General features: G+C 62.6%; 16 protein-coding genes. 6 read left to right on the top strand and 10 right to left on the bottom strand.

Features of this window, described 5'->3' with window-relative positions; all coding sequences use genetic code 11:
* Nucleotides 1-53 precede the first annotated feature (53 nt).
* Nucleotides 54-587 (bottom strand): inorganic diphosphatase, encoded by a 534-nt coding sequence (locus tag ACFQS4_RS12300; protein ID WP_254156555.1) that lies wholly within the window; start codon nucleotides 585-587, stop codon nucleotides 54-56.
* A gap of 199 nt (nucleotides 588-786) precedes the next feature.
* Between ACFQS4_RS12300 and ACFQS4_RS12295 the strand changes: the two genes are divergently transcribed.
* Entirely contained in the window at nucleotides 787-1,146 is a 360-nt protein-coding gene (locus tag ACFQS4_RS12295; protein ID WP_254156554.1) for a PadR family transcriptional regulator, read from the top strand.
* Between the two features lie 15 nt (nucleotides 1,147-1,161).
* Here the strand turns inward: ACFQS4_RS12295 and ACFQS4_RS12290 are convergent, their stop codons facing one another.
* Nucleotides 1,162-1,806 (bottom strand): DUF7108 family protein, encoded by a 645-nt coding sequence (locus ACFQS4_RS12290; protein ID WP_497901790.1) that lies wholly within the window; start codon nucleotides 1,804-1,806, stop codon nucleotides 1,162-1,164.
* Between the two features lie 298 nt (nucleotides 1,807-2,104).
* On the opposite strand from ACFQS4_RS12290, the gene ACFQS4_RS12285 reads away from it, so the two are divergent.
* Nucleotides 2,105-2,698: a hypothetical protein gene (locus ACFQS4_RS12285; protein WP_497901789.1), complete on the top strand. Its 594-nt coding sequence runs from the start codon at nucleotides 2,105-2,107 to the stop codon at nucleotides 2,696-2,698.
* Nucleotides 2,699-2,760: 62 nt separating this feature from the next.
* On the opposite strand, the gene rnhA is transcribed toward ACFQS4_RS12285, so the two are convergent.
* Nucleotides 2,761-3,357 carry a ribonuclease HI gene (rnhA, locus tag ACFQS4_RS12280; RefSeq protein ID WP_497901788.1) on the bottom strand — a complete coding sequence of 199 codons (597 nt, stop codon included), beginning with the start codon at nucleotides 3,355-3,357 and terminating at the stop codon, nucleotides 2,761-2,763.
* 161 nt (nucleotides 3,358-3,518) lie between these two features.
* Between rnhA and ACFQS4_RS12275 the strand changes: the two genes are divergently transcribed.
* The gene (locus ACFQS4_RS12275) at nucleotides 3,519-4,481 is read left to right on the top strand and encodes a transcription initiation factor IIB (RefSeq protein ID WP_254156548.1); all 963 of its coding nucleotides are present in this window, start codon (nucleotides 3,519-3,521) and stop codon (nucleotides 4,479-4,481) included.
* A 133-nt stretch (nucleotides 4,482-4,614) separates the two neighbouring features.
* On the opposite strand, the gene ACFQS4_RS12270 is transcribed toward ACFQS4_RS12275, so the two are convergent.
* The 4 genes from ACFQS4_RS12270 to ACFQS4_RS12255 form a co-directional block, all read right to left on the bottom strand.
* Nucleotides 4,615-5,775 (bottom strand): LolA family protein, encoded by a 1,161-nt coding sequence (locus ACFQS4_RS12270; protein ID WP_497901787.1) that lies wholly within the window; start codon nucleotides 5,773-5,775, stop codon nucleotides 4,615-4,617.
* Between the two features lie 494 nt (nucleotides 5,776-6,269).
* Nucleotides 6,270-6,581 (bottom strand): DUF7521 family protein, encoded by a 312-nt coding sequence (locus tag ACFQS4_RS12265; RefSeq protein ID WP_497901786.1) that lies wholly within the window; start codon nucleotides 6,579-6,581, stop codon nucleotides 6,270-6,272.
* Nucleotides 6,578-6,925 carry a winged helix-turn-helix domain-containing protein gene (locus ACFQS4_RS12260; RefSeq protein ID WP_254156545.1) on the bottom strand — a complete coding sequence of 116 codons (348 nt, stop codon included), beginning with the start codon at nucleotides 6,923-6,925 and terminating at the stop codon, nucleotides 6,578-6,580. The genes ACFQS4_RS12265 and ACFQS4_RS12260 overlap by 4 nt, the downstream gene beginning before the upstream one ends.
* Nucleotides 6,926-7,039: 114 nt before the next feature.
* Nucleotides 7,040-8,890, bottom strand: a complete 1,851-nt coding sequence (locus ACFQS4_RS12255; protein ID WP_500193481.1) for a cation:proton antiporter domain-containing protein — start codon at nucleotides 8,888-8,890, stop codon at nucleotides 7,040-7,042.
* A 131-nt stretch (nucleotides 8,891-9,021) separates the two neighbouring features.
* Between ACFQS4_RS12255 and nreA the strand changes: the two genes are divergently transcribed.
* Nucleotides 9,022-10,377: a DNA repair protein NreA gene (nreA, locus tag ACFQS4_RS12250; RefSeq protein ID WP_497901785.1), complete on the top strand. Its 1,356-nt coding sequence runs from the start codon at nucleotides 9,022-9,024 to the stop codon at nucleotides 10,375-10,377.
* Nucleotides 10,378-10,503: 126 nt separating this feature from the next.
* On the opposite strand, the gene ACFQS4_RS12245 is transcribed toward nreA, so the two are convergent.
* From ACFQS4_RS12245 to ACFQS4_RS12235, 3 genes are all read right to left on the bottom strand, one after another.
* Nucleotides 10,504-11,298 (bottom strand): DUF8593 domain-containing protein, encoded by a 795-nt coding sequence (locus ACFQS4_RS12245; RefSeq protein WP_497901784.1) that lies wholly within the window; start codon nucleotides 11,296-11,298, stop codon nucleotides 10,504-10,506.
* Nucleotides 11,299-11,412: 114 nt separating this feature from the next.
* Nucleotides 11,413-11,697, bottom strand: a complete 285-nt coding sequence (locus ACFQS4_RS12240) for a DUF8593 domain-containing protein (protein ID WP_497901783.1) — start codon at nucleotides 11,695-11,697, stop codon at nucleotides 11,413-11,415.
* Nucleotides 11,698-11,763: 66 nt separating this feature from the next.
* Nucleotides 11,764-12,528, bottom strand: a complete 765-nt coding sequence (locus ACFQS4_RS12235; protein ID WP_497901782.1) for an enoyl-CoA hydratase/isomerase family protein — start codon at nucleotides 12,526-12,528, stop codon at nucleotides 11,764-11,766.
* A gap of 144 nt (nucleotides 12,529-12,672) precedes the next feature.
* Here ACFQS4_RS12235 and ACFQS4_RS12230 point away from each other — a divergent pair, with 144 nt between their 5' ends.
* Both ACFQS4_RS12230 and ACFQS4_RS12225 read left to right on the top strand, forming a co-directional pair.
* A complete protein-coding gene (locus tag ACFQS4_RS12230) occupies nucleotides 12,673-14,520 on the top strand; it encodes an asparagine synthase-related protein (protein WP_497901781.1) in 1,848 nt (615 codons plus the stop codon).
* Between the two features lie 85 nt (nucleotides 14,521-14,605).
* Nucleotides 14,606-15,193, top strand: coding sequence for an AsnC family transcriptional regulator (locus ACFQS4_RS12225; RefSeq protein WP_497901780.1), 588 nt, complete (start codon nucleotides 14,606-14,608; stop codon nucleotides 15,191-15,193).
* Nucleotides 15,194-15,241: the final 48 nt, after the last annotated feature.

Genomic DNA, 15,241 nt, shown 5'->3' with positions numbered 1-15,241 from the left:
GTGGAGATAACTCTCGAGTATCACTCGACGAACGGCCGCAAAACGGGGGTGGGCTACCCGAAGTGCTCCTCGTAGAGGTCCTGGGCGTGCTCGATTGCGTCGTAGGCAGCCTGCTTGTCCTCCCAGCCCTGCGTCTCGACTTCCTTACCCTCCTCGAGGTTCTTGTACGTCGAGAAGAACTCGTCGATCTCGTCGCGCTGCTGTTGCGGGATGTCCTCGAGGTCCTGGATGTGATCGTACCGGGGGTCCTCCTCGGGGACGGCGACGACTTTGTCGTCCTGTTCGCCGTCGTCGTCCATCTTCATGAGCGCGACGGGGCGGGCCTCGATGATACAGCCGGGGAACGTCTGGTCCTCGACGAGCACGAGCACGTCGAAGGGGTCCTCGTCGTCGTAGTAACTCTGCGGGATGAACCCGTAGTCCGAGGGGTAGTGGACGTTCGAGTGGAGTACTCGGTCCAGGACGACACCCGGCACGTCCTTGTCGTACTCGTACTTGTTTCGCTCGCCCTTGAGACACTCGACGACAGCGTAGATCGTTTCCGGTGCGTTCGGTCCGGTCTCGAGGTCTTCCCAGAGATTGACCATACAGGCAGGTCCGCGGTCGATCAAAAAGTACTTTCGTAATCCCGTGGAGCCACGACGTGCTGGTGTTTCACGTGGCAGCCGAACGAACCGAAATTCGCCCGCATACGGGCCTTCTGCCCCGCGTAGCACCTGTTATTGCGCACTGGCGCAAATTGAATAGTTGGTAACTCTTAAATATCTTGGTGACATTTGCACATCCATGTCAGAGGCACAAGCAATCACCGGCGAGCAGAGTATCGCACGTGAACTTACCGCGTTTCAGCGCAACATTCTGGTCATCCTGGCGAAGGAGCCAATGTACGGCCTGGCCATCAAGCGCGAGCTTGAGGACTACTACGGGACGGAAGTCAACCACGGTCGACTCTACCCCAACCTCGACGAACTCGTCGACCTCGGTCTGGTCGAAAAGAGCGAACTCGACAAGCGGACGAACCAGTACGAACTGACCGACGACGGCTACGAGGCCGTCCTCGACGGTCTCGAGTGGTCGCTTTCGAAGGTCGTCACGGGCGACGACCGCGCCGACGAGATCGGCGAGATCATCGAGAACAGCTACTGAAAACCCGTTCTGACATCACTGAGACGGTTCCGACCGGAACTCGGGCACCGGTTTTTCGGCCGTCTCGTAGATACGCTCGAGAGAGTCGTCTATAGCGTCGCGCTGTTCCTCGGAGGGCCAGGCATTGCGAACGAAGTACTCCGACCGAAACTCCGCGAGTTCGTCGCTCGAGGCGGATGTGATCGGTTTCGCGTAGTGGTTCCCCATAAAATCCGCGAGTGCTTCGGCGGTGTCGCCGTGGACGTCGCCGTGGACGGTGCGAACCTCGGCCGCGAGCGCCCGGTTTTGCTCGTCGACAGTGTCCCAGTCCTCGGGGTCGCCCGGCCCGTCGAGCGGAATTTCGACCGCGCGCGTGAGGTCCTCGATCCGGTCAGTTCTGATGACCCCGGCTTCCTCGTCGTGCCACTCCTCGGGATGTAAGACGAGTACCTCGTCGCCGTCGTCCGAGCGGACGTGGTCCGTGTAGTCGTGTTCTTCGAGCAAGCGTTCCCGGCGGTCGGCGTAGGCCTCGCGTTCCCCCTCGTCGATGGCGTTTCGCTCGAGACATCGGAGGCGTTCGGCCTCGTCGACGACCTCGGCGGGCAGGTCGTGTGCTGCGTCGGACGCACCGTCGGCGTCGTTCTCGCGCGGTTCGGACTCGAATGCGTCGTGGCCGGTCATTCGTCCCGAATTGAGGGGCTCGAGGCTATTGTGCGTGCTGTTTCTGCTCGCGTCGGCGCTACGATCGTCTGGAGTCGATACGTGTTCGGCTCGAGTTGGGCACGGATGAGGAACGGATGGCGCACCAACACCGCACTGGCGGGAGCTGTTCCCTGCCGACGTGCGTTCGAGTACCCGGATCAGTCGCTATCTGTGGACGGTCTTTTCGGTGCGTATTACTCGGTAGTGAACCTGTCTCGAATCTATACGACACCGTTTCACATGCGCTCAGCGAATGTACGAATGAACGGGTACGACAATGAGTGTTCACGTTGACATCGGCGAAAACCGAAACGTTCGATTGACCGACGAACGCATCGAGTGCCGACCGCCGAATCGGATCGCGTTCGCGGCCGAGGGGGTGATTACGGTGACCAGTGAGTTGCTGGGCGAATTCGAAGGCGCCTCCCTGAAACCGGTACGCGTCGATATTTCGGTCGACGAGTCACGCACCATCAGGACCGATCTCGAGGAGGAGGCCTCGCTTCGGCTCGAAACGGTGGACGTCGGCGTCGAAACGCCTGATACTGACGATCTCTCGCCAGGGATGGACACGGTCTCCGCTTCGTCAGGCGACGGCACCGGGTCGACCGACGCGTCGCCTGGAGCGATCGCGTTCTCCGTCGAAGGAGCGATAGTAGACGTGCCGACGGAGTCGTTCGACCCCATCACCGACGGCTCCCCGTCGCTCGAGTCGATCGTGTTCGCCGTCGACGCTTCGGTCAGGACAGACGGTGGAGCAGACGACGCCATTTTCTCACTCGATCTTCTGGGACGTCGCATCGTCATCTACCGAAACGGCGCCATCGACGTCGGTACGGGTGAGAACGGGGTGAACGTCGACATCCTGTGACGAGAGACGGTCGACGTTCCCGGCCGGCGAGAGCCGGAAGCCGAACAGATTTCGCGGCCCTCTCACTGAGACTGGTCCATCGCCTCGTTCGCCAGCGCGTCCGCTCGGTCGTTCACTTCCCGGGGAACGTGCTCGAGCGTCCACTCGTCGAACTCACGAAGGAGTTCGTGGACGGTCACCCGCTTTTCGCGCAGTTCGGGATTGTTGGTGTTGTACTCGCCGCGGACCTGCTTGACGATCAACTCCGAATCACCGCGTACGTGGAGCTCGTCGTAGCCGTAGTCACGGGCCGCCTCGAGCGCTGCGATCAGGGCCTCGTACTCGGCCTGGTTGTTCGTCGCGCGACCGATGGTCTCGCTCCCTTCCGCGACGATGCCCTCGCTCGTGACGATCACCCAGCCGATTCCGGCGGGCCCGGGGTTGCCGCGCGCACCGCCGTCGAAGTAGACGTGCGCGCGACCGCCGCCCTCGCGCAGGAGAGCCTCGAGGTCACGGGGCCTACCTCCCTGTATGACCACCTTGTTCTCGTAGGCGACGGCCGTCGCACCCCCGTGAGACACCCGCCAGCGCTCGTGATCGGTGTTTCCCGACTCGACCATCACTCCCGCATCCTGGAGACGTTCGCGGGCGTCTTCGACGTCGCACTCGATGACCGGCATTCGCCGAATTGTCGGCGTACTCCGGCTAAAACTGTTGTGGTTTCGATCCGAAAATGGGGCGTAAACCGGTCCGAGTCCATCGAATTCGGCTGATCCGATCCCTGCAACGAATATTGGGACCAAAGATTTATATAATACCGTGCTACTACTATAAAAGTGCGATGACACGGTCCACCCGCCAGCGGGAGCGAATGCGCGAGACGGACGAGACCGAGGATCAAGAGGGGGTACGTGCGTGCCCCGAGTGCAACTCGGACAATCTCGTCAAGGACTCCGACCGGGGTGAGCTCATCTGTGAAGACTGTGGGCTCGTCGTGGAGGAAGAACAGATCGACCCCGGCCCGGAATGGCGGGCGTTCAACCACCAGGAACGACAGAACAAGTCCCGCGTCGGCGCGCCGACCACGCAGACGATGCACGACAAGGGGCTCACGACGACGATCGACTGGAAGGACAAAGACGCCTACGGTCGATCCATCTCCTCGAAAAAGCGCAGTCAGATGCACCGACTGCGCAAGTGGCAAGAACGCATCCGGACGAAAGACGCCGGCGAACGCAACTTGCAGTTCGCCCTCTCCGAGATCGATCGCATGGCCTCGGCACTCGGCGTTCCGCGATCGGTTCGCGAGGTCGCGTCGGTCATCTACCGACGCGCGCTCAAGGAGGACCTGATCCGCGGACGATCGATCGAGGGCGTCGCCACGTCCGCACTGTACGCCGCCTGCCGAAAGGAAGGCATTCCGCGCAGCCTCGAAGAAATCTCCGAGGTATCCCGCGTCGAACGCAAAGAAATCGGTCGCACGTACCGGTACATCTCGCAGGAACTCGGCCTCGAGATGAAACCGGTCGACCCGAAAAAGTACGTCCCTCGTTTCTGCTCCGAACTCGAACTCTCCGAAGAGGTCCAGACCAAGGCCAACGAAATTATCGAGAAAACGGCCGAAGAAGGGCTCCTCTCCGGCAAATCACCGACCGGGTACGCCGCCGCGGCGATCTACGCGGCCTCGCTGCTCTGTAACGAAAAGAAGACCCAGCGAGAGGTCGCCGACGTCGCGCAGGTGACCGAAGTGACCATCCGGAACCGGTACCAAGAGCAGATCGAAGCGATGGGCATCCACGGCTAACGTCGGTTAGCCGTTCGTTTTCAGCAGAAAGAAGGCTCGAGAGTCCCTGGACCGTCCGGAGCGCCCGGGCCAACCGTATCACCCGGACCATTCGGAGCACTCGAGCCGCCCAGAAAACTAGTCCCGAGTCGCGTCACTGACAGCCGATTTCCTCGGCTCGCTCGAGCAACGCCGCTTCGCCGATCGGACTGCTCAACTGGTAGGTCAACTCGCCACAGTCCCACGTGACGAGGGTCGTCCCGTTGTAGGTCGAGACGGTCGCCTCGAGTTCGCCGACGTTCTCGCGGTCGGGGTCGTCGCCGCGGAGGCCGCCCTCCGAGACGCTAAACCAGAGGAGGTCCTCGCCAACGCGATACTCCTCGTGGTAGGTCTGGATGCCGTTCCACTGGTCGGCGGACACGGACTGTCGTTCGTACTCGGCGGGGAACGTCGCGTTCGGAACCTCGAATCGCAGGTACTCGTTCGCCTCCGAGCGGTCCTCGAACTCGTGTTGTTCGAACTCCGCCTCCTCGACCGACTGTTCGTCGTCAGTGTCGTTCTCCACTGGCGGGTCGAACAACTCGGCCTTGAGGTCCGCTTCGAACGTGACGGTCTCGAACGTGGTGGTGACCTCGAGTTCGGTACCGTCGACGTCCGTGTACGTTCCCTGCATTGCGAGTGGATACCCGTATTCCTCGTCGATCCAGAACGTCCCGCCCTCGAAGTCAGTCTCCTCATACGCACTCGTCTCGAGCGGATAGACGTAGCGGGTGTCGCCGACGAGCACGCCAACGCCACGGTCGACTGTTGTCTCCTTCGGCTCGACCGAGACGACGTGGGTCGTCCGATTCGCGACCGTCTCGGTCCCCTCGTAGGTCACGTCGTACCGATCGAGGCGTTCCTCCAGCAATCGTGCCTCGTCATCGGCTTCGCTCTCGCTCTCGGACTCGGTTTCGAGATCGTACGTAGTCACGTTGTCAGTCTCACCGTCGGTCATCCAGAGCGTCGAGCCGTTTCGAACGGCGATCCCGCCTTCGTGCCTCTCCTCGAAACCGCTCGAGTCGATCACTTCCGATCGCATCTTCGACGGCGGGCGTTCCCAGACGCGTTCTGTCGTCTCGTACGTTCCTGCACTGTCCGCGAACGTGACCGTTCGTTCCCCGGTCAGCGGCGGTACGTCGTCCGCCGTCACCGCCTCCTCGAGAAGCGTTTCCCCATCCGGTTGCGCCTCTCCGGAAATTGCTACCGTGCACCCGGCACAGACGACCACGAGTGTGATCGCTACGAGAACCAGTCCGTCGTGAGTCCACCCCATACGCATTCGTACGCTTACACTCTTATCTAAGCATTTCCATGTCGGGGAAAATATCAATGGGGGTGGATGCAGTTGAGCCGTCGAGTGTGTGCGTACACCTCGGGCGTGGATGGGTCGGATCGACGTGACGAACGTGGTGTCAGAGGCACGCTCGGCTTGATGGATGCAGTGGAGGGCCGACTCCGCCCAGCACGCCGGTTACGGCCTGCAACTATCCGTTGAGACCGATGTAATATCAATTCGGACGAGCAACTTCACGCAGAGAAAAGACCGTGGACTCTTTAAGAACCATCGCGTCCTTGATGTACGGTTTGGCCACCACTGAGTAATATATTCGGGGAATATATCCCAGGTTTTCGCAAAATCGGTTCTGTACCCTCGAGATGTCGTATAGGTCGAATCGGTCACTAGCGCCGCCCGAACGTCGTTCTATGGACTCTCTCGTTACTATCTACGTCACCCTCCCCCGCGGCCCCATACCCCTACCCCTATCCCTACTTCGTGCCGTACAGCGAGTACGTGATCGCCAACAGCCCGAGCAGTCGACTCACGTTCTCGAGGAAGACCGTCGTCGCCTGGTCGGCGGCGGTGAGCGTCGTCACCGAGACGTTGATCACGAACGGGCCGAGCGTCAGCAACAGTAAGCCGATGGCGAGATACTTCATCGCCCGGCTGTCGTTTCGCCGATAGCCGCGGTAGGCCTGGACGGCCAGAATCGTCCCAACGAGCGCGACGAGGAGCAGACTTGCGACCGTCAACAACTCGAACATCGACGCCTGGTCGAGGCGGACGACGCTCCCGGTCATCGCAATCCCTCCCACATTCGGGTGAACTTGTCGGCGACGTCTTCGTCTTTCCGGGTGATTTCGAGGGACAGTTCGCCGTCCTCGAGGGTCACCTCGAGTCGCTCGAGGCGGGCCGCGTAGACGCTGTAGTGGTTGCCGTCCGGTGCGAGTTCGGTCTGTTCGCTGATCAGGTCACACTCCCGAAGTCGCTCGAGGCGACGGTAGATCGTCGGGAGCGACGCGTCACAGCGGTCGCTCAGGGTGCTGGCGGACATGGGTTCGGCGCTCGTTTCGGTGAGGATCGCGCGGGCGTACTCGTCGTCGAGGAGAGCCAGTAGTTCGGGGGGATCGGCGTCCTCACTCACGTTTGATACGTCGTTCCCACACAGCTATCAAAAGCGCCCCGGTTTTTCTGGCTCAGAACATCCGCTCGAGAGCGTTCTGACTCGGACCAGCCGCTCGAGCGTGCCATCGAACCGTCAGTCGCGCGGGTGAAACCGCTTGACGGCCGTTCGAACGGCGTCTTCGCGACCGATGAACGTGACCCGATCGCCCTCTTCGAGGACGGTGTCGGCCTCGGGGACGTGCGTCTCTCCGTTACTGGCGATCACGGCGACGATACAGCCGTCGGGAATCTCCGAATCGAGGTCGCGAATGGTCGCCCCGACCAGTTCGGCCGCAGTGACGACGATCTCCTGGGCGTCGTGGCCCTCACCGAGTTCGTTCATCCAGTGGGCGAGCGCCGGGCGTTCGATCTCGTTGTCGATAGTCCAGGCCGTCGCGCTCGAGACGTCGATGGCGTCGACGTCGAGCGTCTCAAAGGCGTCGACGTTCTCCGGCGTGTTCACCCGGGCGAGGACGCGGTCGACGTCGAAGCGCGTGGAGGCGAGTTGAGAGACCAGCAGGTTGGTGTCGTCGTCGGCGGTCGTGGCAACGACCAGTTTCGCGTTGTCGATGCCGACCTCCTGGAGCGTCTCGGTTGAGGTTCCGTCGCCGTGGTGGGCCGAGAACCCTTCCTGACGGAGTCGTTCGACGGTCGCCGAGTCGTTGTCGACGAGGATGACGTTCTCTCCACGGTTCTCCAGTCGCGTGGCGAGCGTCCGGCCGACCCGACCGCCGCCGACGATGATGGTGCGCATTGGTTCGATTTCGAAGTATTCCGCGAGCTGGCGGGCGAGCCCCGCCTGCAGCACGACCGTGATGAAGATGACGAGAAAGACGGTGCCCGCGAGGGTCTGTGCGGCCACGGAGTTGCCGGCCGTCTCGAGTTCGATGGCGAACAGCGTGGCGATGGAGGCGGGGATGATTCCTCGCGGGCCGACGAGGCTCAGGAAGTACCGTTCGCCCGCGCTAAATCGCCAGTGGGTGGTCGCCGCGGCGACGATCAGCGGTCGAACGATCAGCGTGACGGCGACGACGACCGCGATGCCGCCGAACCCGAGGCCGAGGAGCGCCTGCACGTCGATGAGCGCGGCCAGCGAGATGAACACGAACGAGAGCACGAGCAACGTCAGGTCGCGGTTGAATCCCTCGATTTCCTCGCGGTGGGGTAGGTCCAAGTTGCCCAGGACAAACCCCGCCGTCCCGGCCGCAGCTACGCCCGTCTCGGGGAAGATCGAATCCGCGAGGCCATAGGCGGCCAGCGCGCCGGTCAACACGACGAGACGAGCGGTCTGTGGGGCGTCGCCCGCGGGCTGTCTGACCCGCGTCAGCAGGGCGTAGACGACGATGGCGACGACGATTCCCACGCCGATGCCGACCGCGTAGCGCTGGAGGAAGTACACCGGCACGTGCGAGCGCTCGTCCCCGACGACGACCGTCTCGAAGATGACGATGGCCAGGAGCGCGGCCGTCACGTCGTTGACGATGCCCTCGGCCTCGAGCGCGGCCTCGACGTGCTCGCGGACGGTGATCACTTCGAGGATGGGCGTCACCACAGTTGGGCCGGTCGCCACCAGCAGTGCGCTGATGAGGAAGGCGATTCCCCAGTCGGTGTGGAGGAAGTACCGGACGGCGAGGGCGGTCCCGCCGAGGGCGACGGCTGCACCGAGCGTCGTCAACCGGATGATCGCTCGAGGGGCCAACTCGAGCTTTTCCCGGCGGAGGTGAAAGGCCCCGTCGAAGATGATGATGGCGACGCTCAGGCCGACGACGGTCGAGAGGCCGGCGCCAAAGGTATCGATCGAGACGAACCCGAGCCCTTCGGGACCGACCAGCAAGCCGAGGAGGATGAGAAAGAGGACGCTCGGAATGCGCAGTCGATTGGCCAGCAACTGTGCGGCCAGCCCGAGGACGAGGATGCCAACGATGACGGGGAGGATCGACGACACTACGACGACGTATGTGATTCCACCTGATAAATCAATCCCGCGTGGGAGTTCGACGACCGTTCGTCGAGAGACCACGCCATTCGGGACCTCGAGACGAACATTCAAACCCTCGCCGCCCCTACCTCGAGTGAATGCGCCTCGACGACTACATCGAGGAATTAGAGCCCGACGAGGAGGCCGAGCGCCGGCGCCTCGCGAAGAAGAAGTCCTACGCCATCACGGACCACCTCCAGGACTTCGAGCGCAACTTCGAGCGGGCGCTCTCGGGTGACACCCTCGTCGGCTCGACGGCCCCCTCAATCTTCGTCGGGCGGTCTAACTACCCGGACATCCCCGTCGGCGTGCTCTCGCCGGTCGGCGACGAGGACGACGCCGAATCCTACGTCACGGACGGGAACTGGTACCAGCAGGGATACGGAATCGACGATGTCCTCCAGCGCCGGACCGGCCTCCTGAACTCGAACAAGCGCGCCAACGTCGACGCTCCAGGCATTGCCAGCCGACTCGCCCCTTCCGTCCAGGACGTCTGGGACGGCTTCGTCGGCGTCCAGCGTGAGGTGGCAATCGCCGACCGTCCCGTGGACCTCGAGATCGGTCTCGAGGGCAAGCCCGACCTGGGCCTCGACGCGGGCACCGACGTGGCGACCCCCCGGGGTCCCAGGGCGGCGGCCCGCTCCGCAGACCTGACCGAGAACCCGCACGTTCCCCGACCCGTCAAGAAGACTCTCGAGGACGACGACTGGCAGGCCCAGGGGGCGATGACCTACCTCTACCGGCGCGGGTTCGACGTCTACGAGATCAACTCGATCCTCTCGGCGGGGGCCCTCGGGGAGGCTGCCCAGCGCCGACTCGTCCCGACCCGGTGGTCGATCACCGCCGTCGACGACACCGTCGGCCAGTACCTCCGTGGCCGTATCCGGAACGCCCCGAGCATCGACGAGGTGCAGGTCTGGGCCAACGAGTACGTCGGCAACCGCTACTGGGTGATCCTCGCCCCCGGCACCTGGGAGTACGAACTCGTCGAAATGAAGGCACCGGGCAGCATCTGGAACCCTGATCCGGGCGCCGGAATCTGGATGGCCAGCGCCTCGGAGGGCTACCAGGGCCGCTCGAGTTACGTCGAGGAGACGGCAGGGGCCTACTACGCCGCCCGACTCGGCGTCCTCGAGCACCTCGAGTCGATCGGTCGTCAGGCCAAGTGCCTCGTGCTTCGGGAGGTGAGCGACGATTACTGGGCGCCAGTGGGGGTCTGGCAAGTCAGAGAGAGCGTCCGGAACGCGTTCGAGAGCGCACCGGGGGCCGCAAACGGTCTCGAGGACGGTAACCGCGCGGGCCTCGCCGGGGAGTACGGGACTGCCGAGACGTTCCACGACGCCGTCGCAACGGTCGCTCAGCAGTTGCCGGTCTCCCTCGACCGGCTACGGCGCAAGTCGGAACTCGCGGCCGGCGTGCAGTCGAGTCTGGCGGCGTTTTCCGGGCGAGAGTAACCCGGGGAATGCGCCGGTTCTGGCCCATTCGGTCATTGTTGGCTTCAGGGATTGAATCTCGAGCCTCAGGCCGCTGATCCAGGCCCCAGGCCGCTGATTTCACGTCTAGGTCTCGAATCTCGGGTCTCAGATGGTCCGCTCGTCGTCCTCGTCCTCGGTGCTCCGTCGCTTCCCACGGCGTCGCCGCTCGTCCTCTTCCTCACTGCGGTCGCCCTCAGAATCTGAAACCGCATCCATCTCCTCAGCCTTCCGTTTTCTGGCGCTGTCACCGTCCGCGTTGTTCATGCTTCGCCCGTCTGCCCCTCGCTCACGATCCGGTTCGTCGTCGCGGTCCCGCGCGAGGCCGCCGTGGTGCTGGTCGGCCGTCTTCGACCTCGAGTCGGGCTCGACCGTGGATTCCTCGTCGTCGAAGACTCCTTCGCCCTCGTCGAACAGATCTTCGTCCTCCTCGAATACCTTCGTCGTGTCCTCGTCATCGACTCTGCCGTGACCTTCGTCGATACCGCGGGTTCGATCCGGTTCCGACCGGTTCGGTTCCGTCTCTCGACTCCCCGGTCCCTCCTCGATCGGCTCTCGTTCGTCGGCACCGGTTCTGGTCTCAGTCTTCGGCTCCGCCTCCATCCCCGACCTCACCTCCGTCTCGTGCTCCCTCGAGCCATCGACGTCGCCGGCTCCCATCGCGCCCGGACTTCGGAGGTGAACCTCCGTGCGGGTCACGTCGGAGACGTCGGACTCCTCGAGCGTGATCGCCTCGTCGCTTGGCGACCCCCAGCCGAGAGCAGCCTTGATGCTGTCGGTGATCCCCGGATCGGGTTCGACGTAGGCGGTGGATCCCTCGACGTCCGTGACCATACCGACGTCGTCGCCGTGCTCGTTGATGACGCGCTTGCCGACGTCCTCTGGCGTAAATCGTGCGGACATAGCGCTCGAATCAACGGGCGGCAGACGGATGCAAGTGGACCTTGCATGCGCGTGCTATCTCTTGACACGCTAGAGGCGACGAGAAAAACGAACGGAAAACCGGCTCGAACCGGTTCAGATGTCGGTCGTTCGGTCCGTTCCTGTTCCGGTCGTGGTTCCGAGGTCGGATCGGAGGTGGATCTTGTCGTCGGTGACCCGCTCGATGGCGCTCTCCTGGAGGGGGTAGGTGTCTTCGTTAGTGTCGCCCCACCCGAGTTTCGCCTTGATCGTATCCGTCATTCCCGGGTCCGGTTCGACGTGGGCCGTGCCGTGTTGCATGGCGGAAACCATGCCGATCGTTTCGCCGTTCGCGTTGACCACTGTCTTGCCGATGTCGTCCTCTGTCAGGTTTCGTGCCATTGCATTCGAACAGTCCACGAAATTGATAAAGGGTCTGCTGCCTGCCGCTGCAGGCACTCGAGAAAGTCAGTCGAAATCCGGCTCTCTCCCCTCGAGAAACGCCGATACGCCCTCTTCGTGGGAATCGGAGGTGTACGCCTGCACCTGTAACAGGTTCTCGTACTCGAGGGCCTCACCCCAGTGACGACCGAGGTTTTCGTGCATCGCCCGCTTCATCAGCGCGATGGTTTCGGTCGGTCGGCGGCCGAGTCGGTCGACCGTTTCCTCGACGCGCTCCTCGAGGTCGTCGGGGTCGACGGATTCGTTTATCAGGTCGAGGTCGGCGGCCTCGTCGGCGTCGAAGAATTTTCCAGTAAAAGCGAGTTCCTTCGCCGTTCGCAATCCGACGAGTTTCGGCAGGAGGAACGTTCCACCGGTGTCGGGAATCAGCCCGACCCGCACGAACGCACACGAGAACGTCGCGTCCTCGACGGCGTACGCGAAGTCCGAGAGGGCGACGATCGCCAGACCGGCGCCGACAGCGTCGCCGTTGACCTTCGCGATGATCGGCACCGGACACTCGAGCATCTCCTCGACGACGCGGCCGAACGTCTCGGTGATCCGGTCAAACGCCTCCTGTGGGCCCTCTCGCCGTTCGGCCATCGCCTGAATGTCACCACCGGCGCTAAACGCCGTTCCCTCGCCCGTCAGGACGACGGCGTGGTGGTCGGCTGGCGACACGTCGGCTATTGCCTCGGCGAGCGTCACGGCCGTCTCCGTCGAGAAGGCGTTGAGCACGTCGGGTCGATCGAACGTGATCCGAACGACGTCGCCTGCATCGTCTACCTGCATGTCTCGAGCATTCGCCAGGAGGCGCTTAACGGTATGCGTTCGACGCTCGACGGCCGGGGACGCGACAGGCTGGAGGACAGTAACGAACGCCTACCAGTCTCCATCCAACGAATAACCATATGTGGTTGTCTGGATTTCTGACCTATGGTAGGGCTCACCGGCCGAATTGGGCGCTCAGACGAGGAACCGTTCGCGGCGTCGCTCGAGTCGCTCCGCCACACCGATCGGCTCGAGGCGACCGTTACCTACGACGAGGGCGTCGTCCAGTTGGGACACACGGCGTATCCCGAGTACCCCATCGACAGCTTCGAACGCGGACGATATCGAATTCGATTCGAGGGGAAACTGTACGACGTGCCCGATGAGAAACGTCGCGAGGAACTCGAACGGGTTGCGCCGTTGTTGTTCGAAGACGAGAGCGCCAACGCCGATACTGACGACGGGTTCAAAGCGCTTCGCGACTGGCTGCTGTCGGTCGACGGCGCGTTCGTGCTGTCCGTCCTCGACACCACAACTGGCGAACTGGCCCTCTGCAACGACGTTCTCGGTCGACTACCCACGTACTTCTATGCCGACGAGGAGTCCATGGTCTTCTCGAGAGAACTGCGATACGTCCTCGAGTCCGTCGACGTGGAGTTCGACCGCCTGGGGGCCGCGCAGTGTCTCCTCTTCGGCTACTCCCTGGGGGACCGAACGCTCGTCGAGAACGTGCGTCGACTCCGGCCGGGGTCGCTCGTTCGCGTTCGAACCGACACCGTCGAGACGAGCACGCAGTCAGTGTACACGTTCTCCTTCGACGACCCGGCGCACGCCCACCGGAGCCGAGAACAGAACGCTACTCAACTGGCGACCCGGTTCGTTCAGGCATGTGAGCGTCGTGCAGGCAACTTCGACACAGATCTCATCTCGTTGAGCGGCGGCCTCGACTCGCGGTCGGTACTCGCTGGCTACCACGCCGCGGGTTGTCCGGTCGAGGCGGCGACGATGGAGTCTCCCGAGTACGTCCCCGTCTCTGATGTCGACATCGCTCAGGAGCTAGCCGCGGACTTCGAAGTCGACTGGCGAACGTACGACGTCGGCCAGCCTCGAGGGGCCGACCTCGACACGCTCGTGAAGACGAAAAACGGCCACATCGGTCTCATGACGTCCTTTGTCCTCACCTTCTTGCGCCATCTCGAAGCTGACTACGGGGCGTCGATGGCCTACATCACGGGCGACGGCGGCGACAAGGTGCTCCCGGACCTGACTCCCACGGGTTCGGTTCGCAGAGACGCCCTCGTAGATTATATCGTCGAGGAAAACTCCATCCTGGACATAGATCAGGTGTCCCGAATCACCCGTATCTCTGAGGACGCGATCAGACAGAGCATTCGCGACCACGTCCGCACCTACCCCGAAACGACTGTCGACGGCCTCTACACCCACTTTTTGCTCTACGAACGAGCCGCGAACTTCCTCTTCGAGGGCGAAGACCGAAACCGGCTGTTTTTCTGGAGCGATACCCCATTTTACTCCCTTCCGTTCTTCCGCTATGCGATGAACTGTCCGCCAGAACAGAAACGACGGTACAACCTCTACCGCTCGTTCCTCGAGGCGCTGTCGCCGAAAGCGGCGAGTCGAACCCACGCCGTCTACGGTGCTCCGGTCAGTTCGAGACGCCACGCCGCAGCGGCCCTCCTCGACGACGTACTCTCGCGACATCCCGCCGTCCTGGAGGTCCTCAAGCCGATCATCAAAACCGTCAACGACCTTGAGACCGAGTCGAACATCGACGCCGACACTATCGACTGTATTCGACAACAAGTCGACCGAATCGAAGGAGTGGACGTCGGACTCGACACTAACGAACTGCACCGATTCCTCGATACTGCTGACGATCGGGAGAGATACGCCGTCTATCGCATCTTCGCGATCACTTCTATCGTCGACGACCTCTCCTCGACCGGTCGAAAGAGCGTCCTCGAGTCGCGAGAGGACGCCGTCTTTGCCTGAGTCTGGTGTATCATTTTTGCATAGATATCTATGATGCTTCTGCAGAATCCAAAAATTGTAATACCGCCATCTGCAATTTATGGGTATGCGAACCCTGGATAAAATCGACATCGAGATCCTCCACCACCTCGTCGCGGATGCCCGCCAGCCCTACAGCGAGATTGCCGAGCGGATCGACGTCTCCGCACCGACTGTGTCCAACCGGGTCGACCGGCTCGTCGATATGGGCGTGATCGATGGTTTTACCGTCGACGTCGACCGATCGACCGTCTCTGCCGGAACCGAGGTACTGATCGACTGCACGCTCTCGCCGGACGCAGACGACGGAATCGCCGACCGCCTGGCCTCGCTCGAGGCGATCGAACACGTCTTCGTGACGGCCGACGGCCGAGTGCTCGCGACCGCCACCGTCTCCCAGGCACGGATACGAGCGGTGCTCGCCGATGCAATAGACCTCGAGTCCCTCGACAGCTACCGGGTTCACCTGCTCGAGGATCGCCACTGGTCCCCGTCGATCGCCTCGTCCGATCTCGCCTTCACGTGCGACGAGTGTTCGAATCGGGTGACGGACGACGGCGTCTCGATCACCACGGACGACGATCGCTATCACTTCTGCTGTCCGTCCTGCCGGTCCGCGTTCGAGGAGAATGCGACGATCAGCGAGTCTGCGTAACTCGAGTCGAGAATTCACGTAAACCTGCGAGAGCCACGGGAAATGACC

The sequence above is a fragment of the Saliphagus sp. GCM10025317 genome (genome assembly GCF_042663665.1).
Taxonomy (GTDB): domain Archaea; phylum Halobacteriota; class Halobacteria; order Halobacteriales; family Natrialbaceae; genus Natronosalvus.
This window is presented reverse-complemented; position numbering and strand designations above follow the sequence as displayed.

Bases quoted from the DNA above. Each gene is read 5' to 3' on its own strand.
- ACFQS4_RS12300 (WP_254156555.1), bottom strand. From the start codon at position 587: ATGGTCAATCTCTGGGAAGACCTCGAGACCGGACCGAACGCACCGGAA.
- ACFQS4_RS12295 (WP_254156554.1), top strand. From the start codon at position 787: ATGTCAGAGGCACAAGCAATCACCGGCGAGCAGAGTATCGCACGTGAA.
- ACFQS4_RS12290 (WP_497901790.1), bottom strand. From the start codon at position 1,806: ATGACCGGCCACGACGCATTCGAGTCCGAACCGCGCGAGAACGACGCC.
- ACFQS4_RS12285 (WP_497901789.1), top strand. From the start codon at position 2,105: ATGAGTGTTCACGTTGACATCGGCGAAAACCGAAACGTTCGATTGACC.
- rnhA (WP_497901788.1), bottom strand. From the start codon at position 3,357: ATGCCGGTCATCGAGTGCGACGTCGAAGACGCCCGCGAACGTCTCCAG.
- ACFQS4_RS12275 (WP_254156548.1), top strand. From the start codon at position 3,519: ATGACACGGTCCACCCGCCAGCGGGAGCGAATGCGCGAGACGGACGAG.
- ACFQS4_RS12270 (WP_497901787.1), bottom strand. From the start codon at position 5,775: ATGGGGTGGACTCACGACGGACTGGTTCTCGTAGCGATCACACTCGTG.
- ACFQS4_RS12265 (WP_497901786.1), bottom strand. From the start codon at position 6,581: ATGACCGGGAGCGTCGTCCGCCTCGACCAGGCGTCGATGTTCGAGTTG.
- nreA (WP_497901785.1), top strand. From the start codon at position 9,022: ATGCGCCTCGACGACTACATCGAGGAATTAGAGCCCGACGAGGAGGCC.
- ACFQS4_RS12245 (WP_497901784.1), bottom strand. From the start codon at position 11,298: ATGTCCGCACGATTTACGCCAGAGGACGTCGGCAAGCGCGTCATCAAC.
- ACFQS4_RS12240 (WP_497901783.1), bottom strand. From the start codon at position 11,697: ATGGCACGAAACCTGACAGAGGACGACATCGGCAAGACAGTGGTCAAC.
- ACFQS4_RS12235 (WP_497901782.1), bottom strand. From the start codon at position 12,528: ATGCAGGTAGACGATGCAGGCGACGTCGTTCGGATCACGTTCGATCGA.
- ACFQS4_RS12230 (WP_497901781.1), top strand. From the start codon at position 12,673: ATGGTAGGGCTCACCGGCCGAATTGGGCGCTCAGACGAGGAACCGTTC.
- ACFQS4_RS12225 (WP_497901780.1), top strand. From the start codon at position 14,606: ATGCGAACCCTGGATAAAATCGACATCGAGATCCTCCACCACCTCGTC.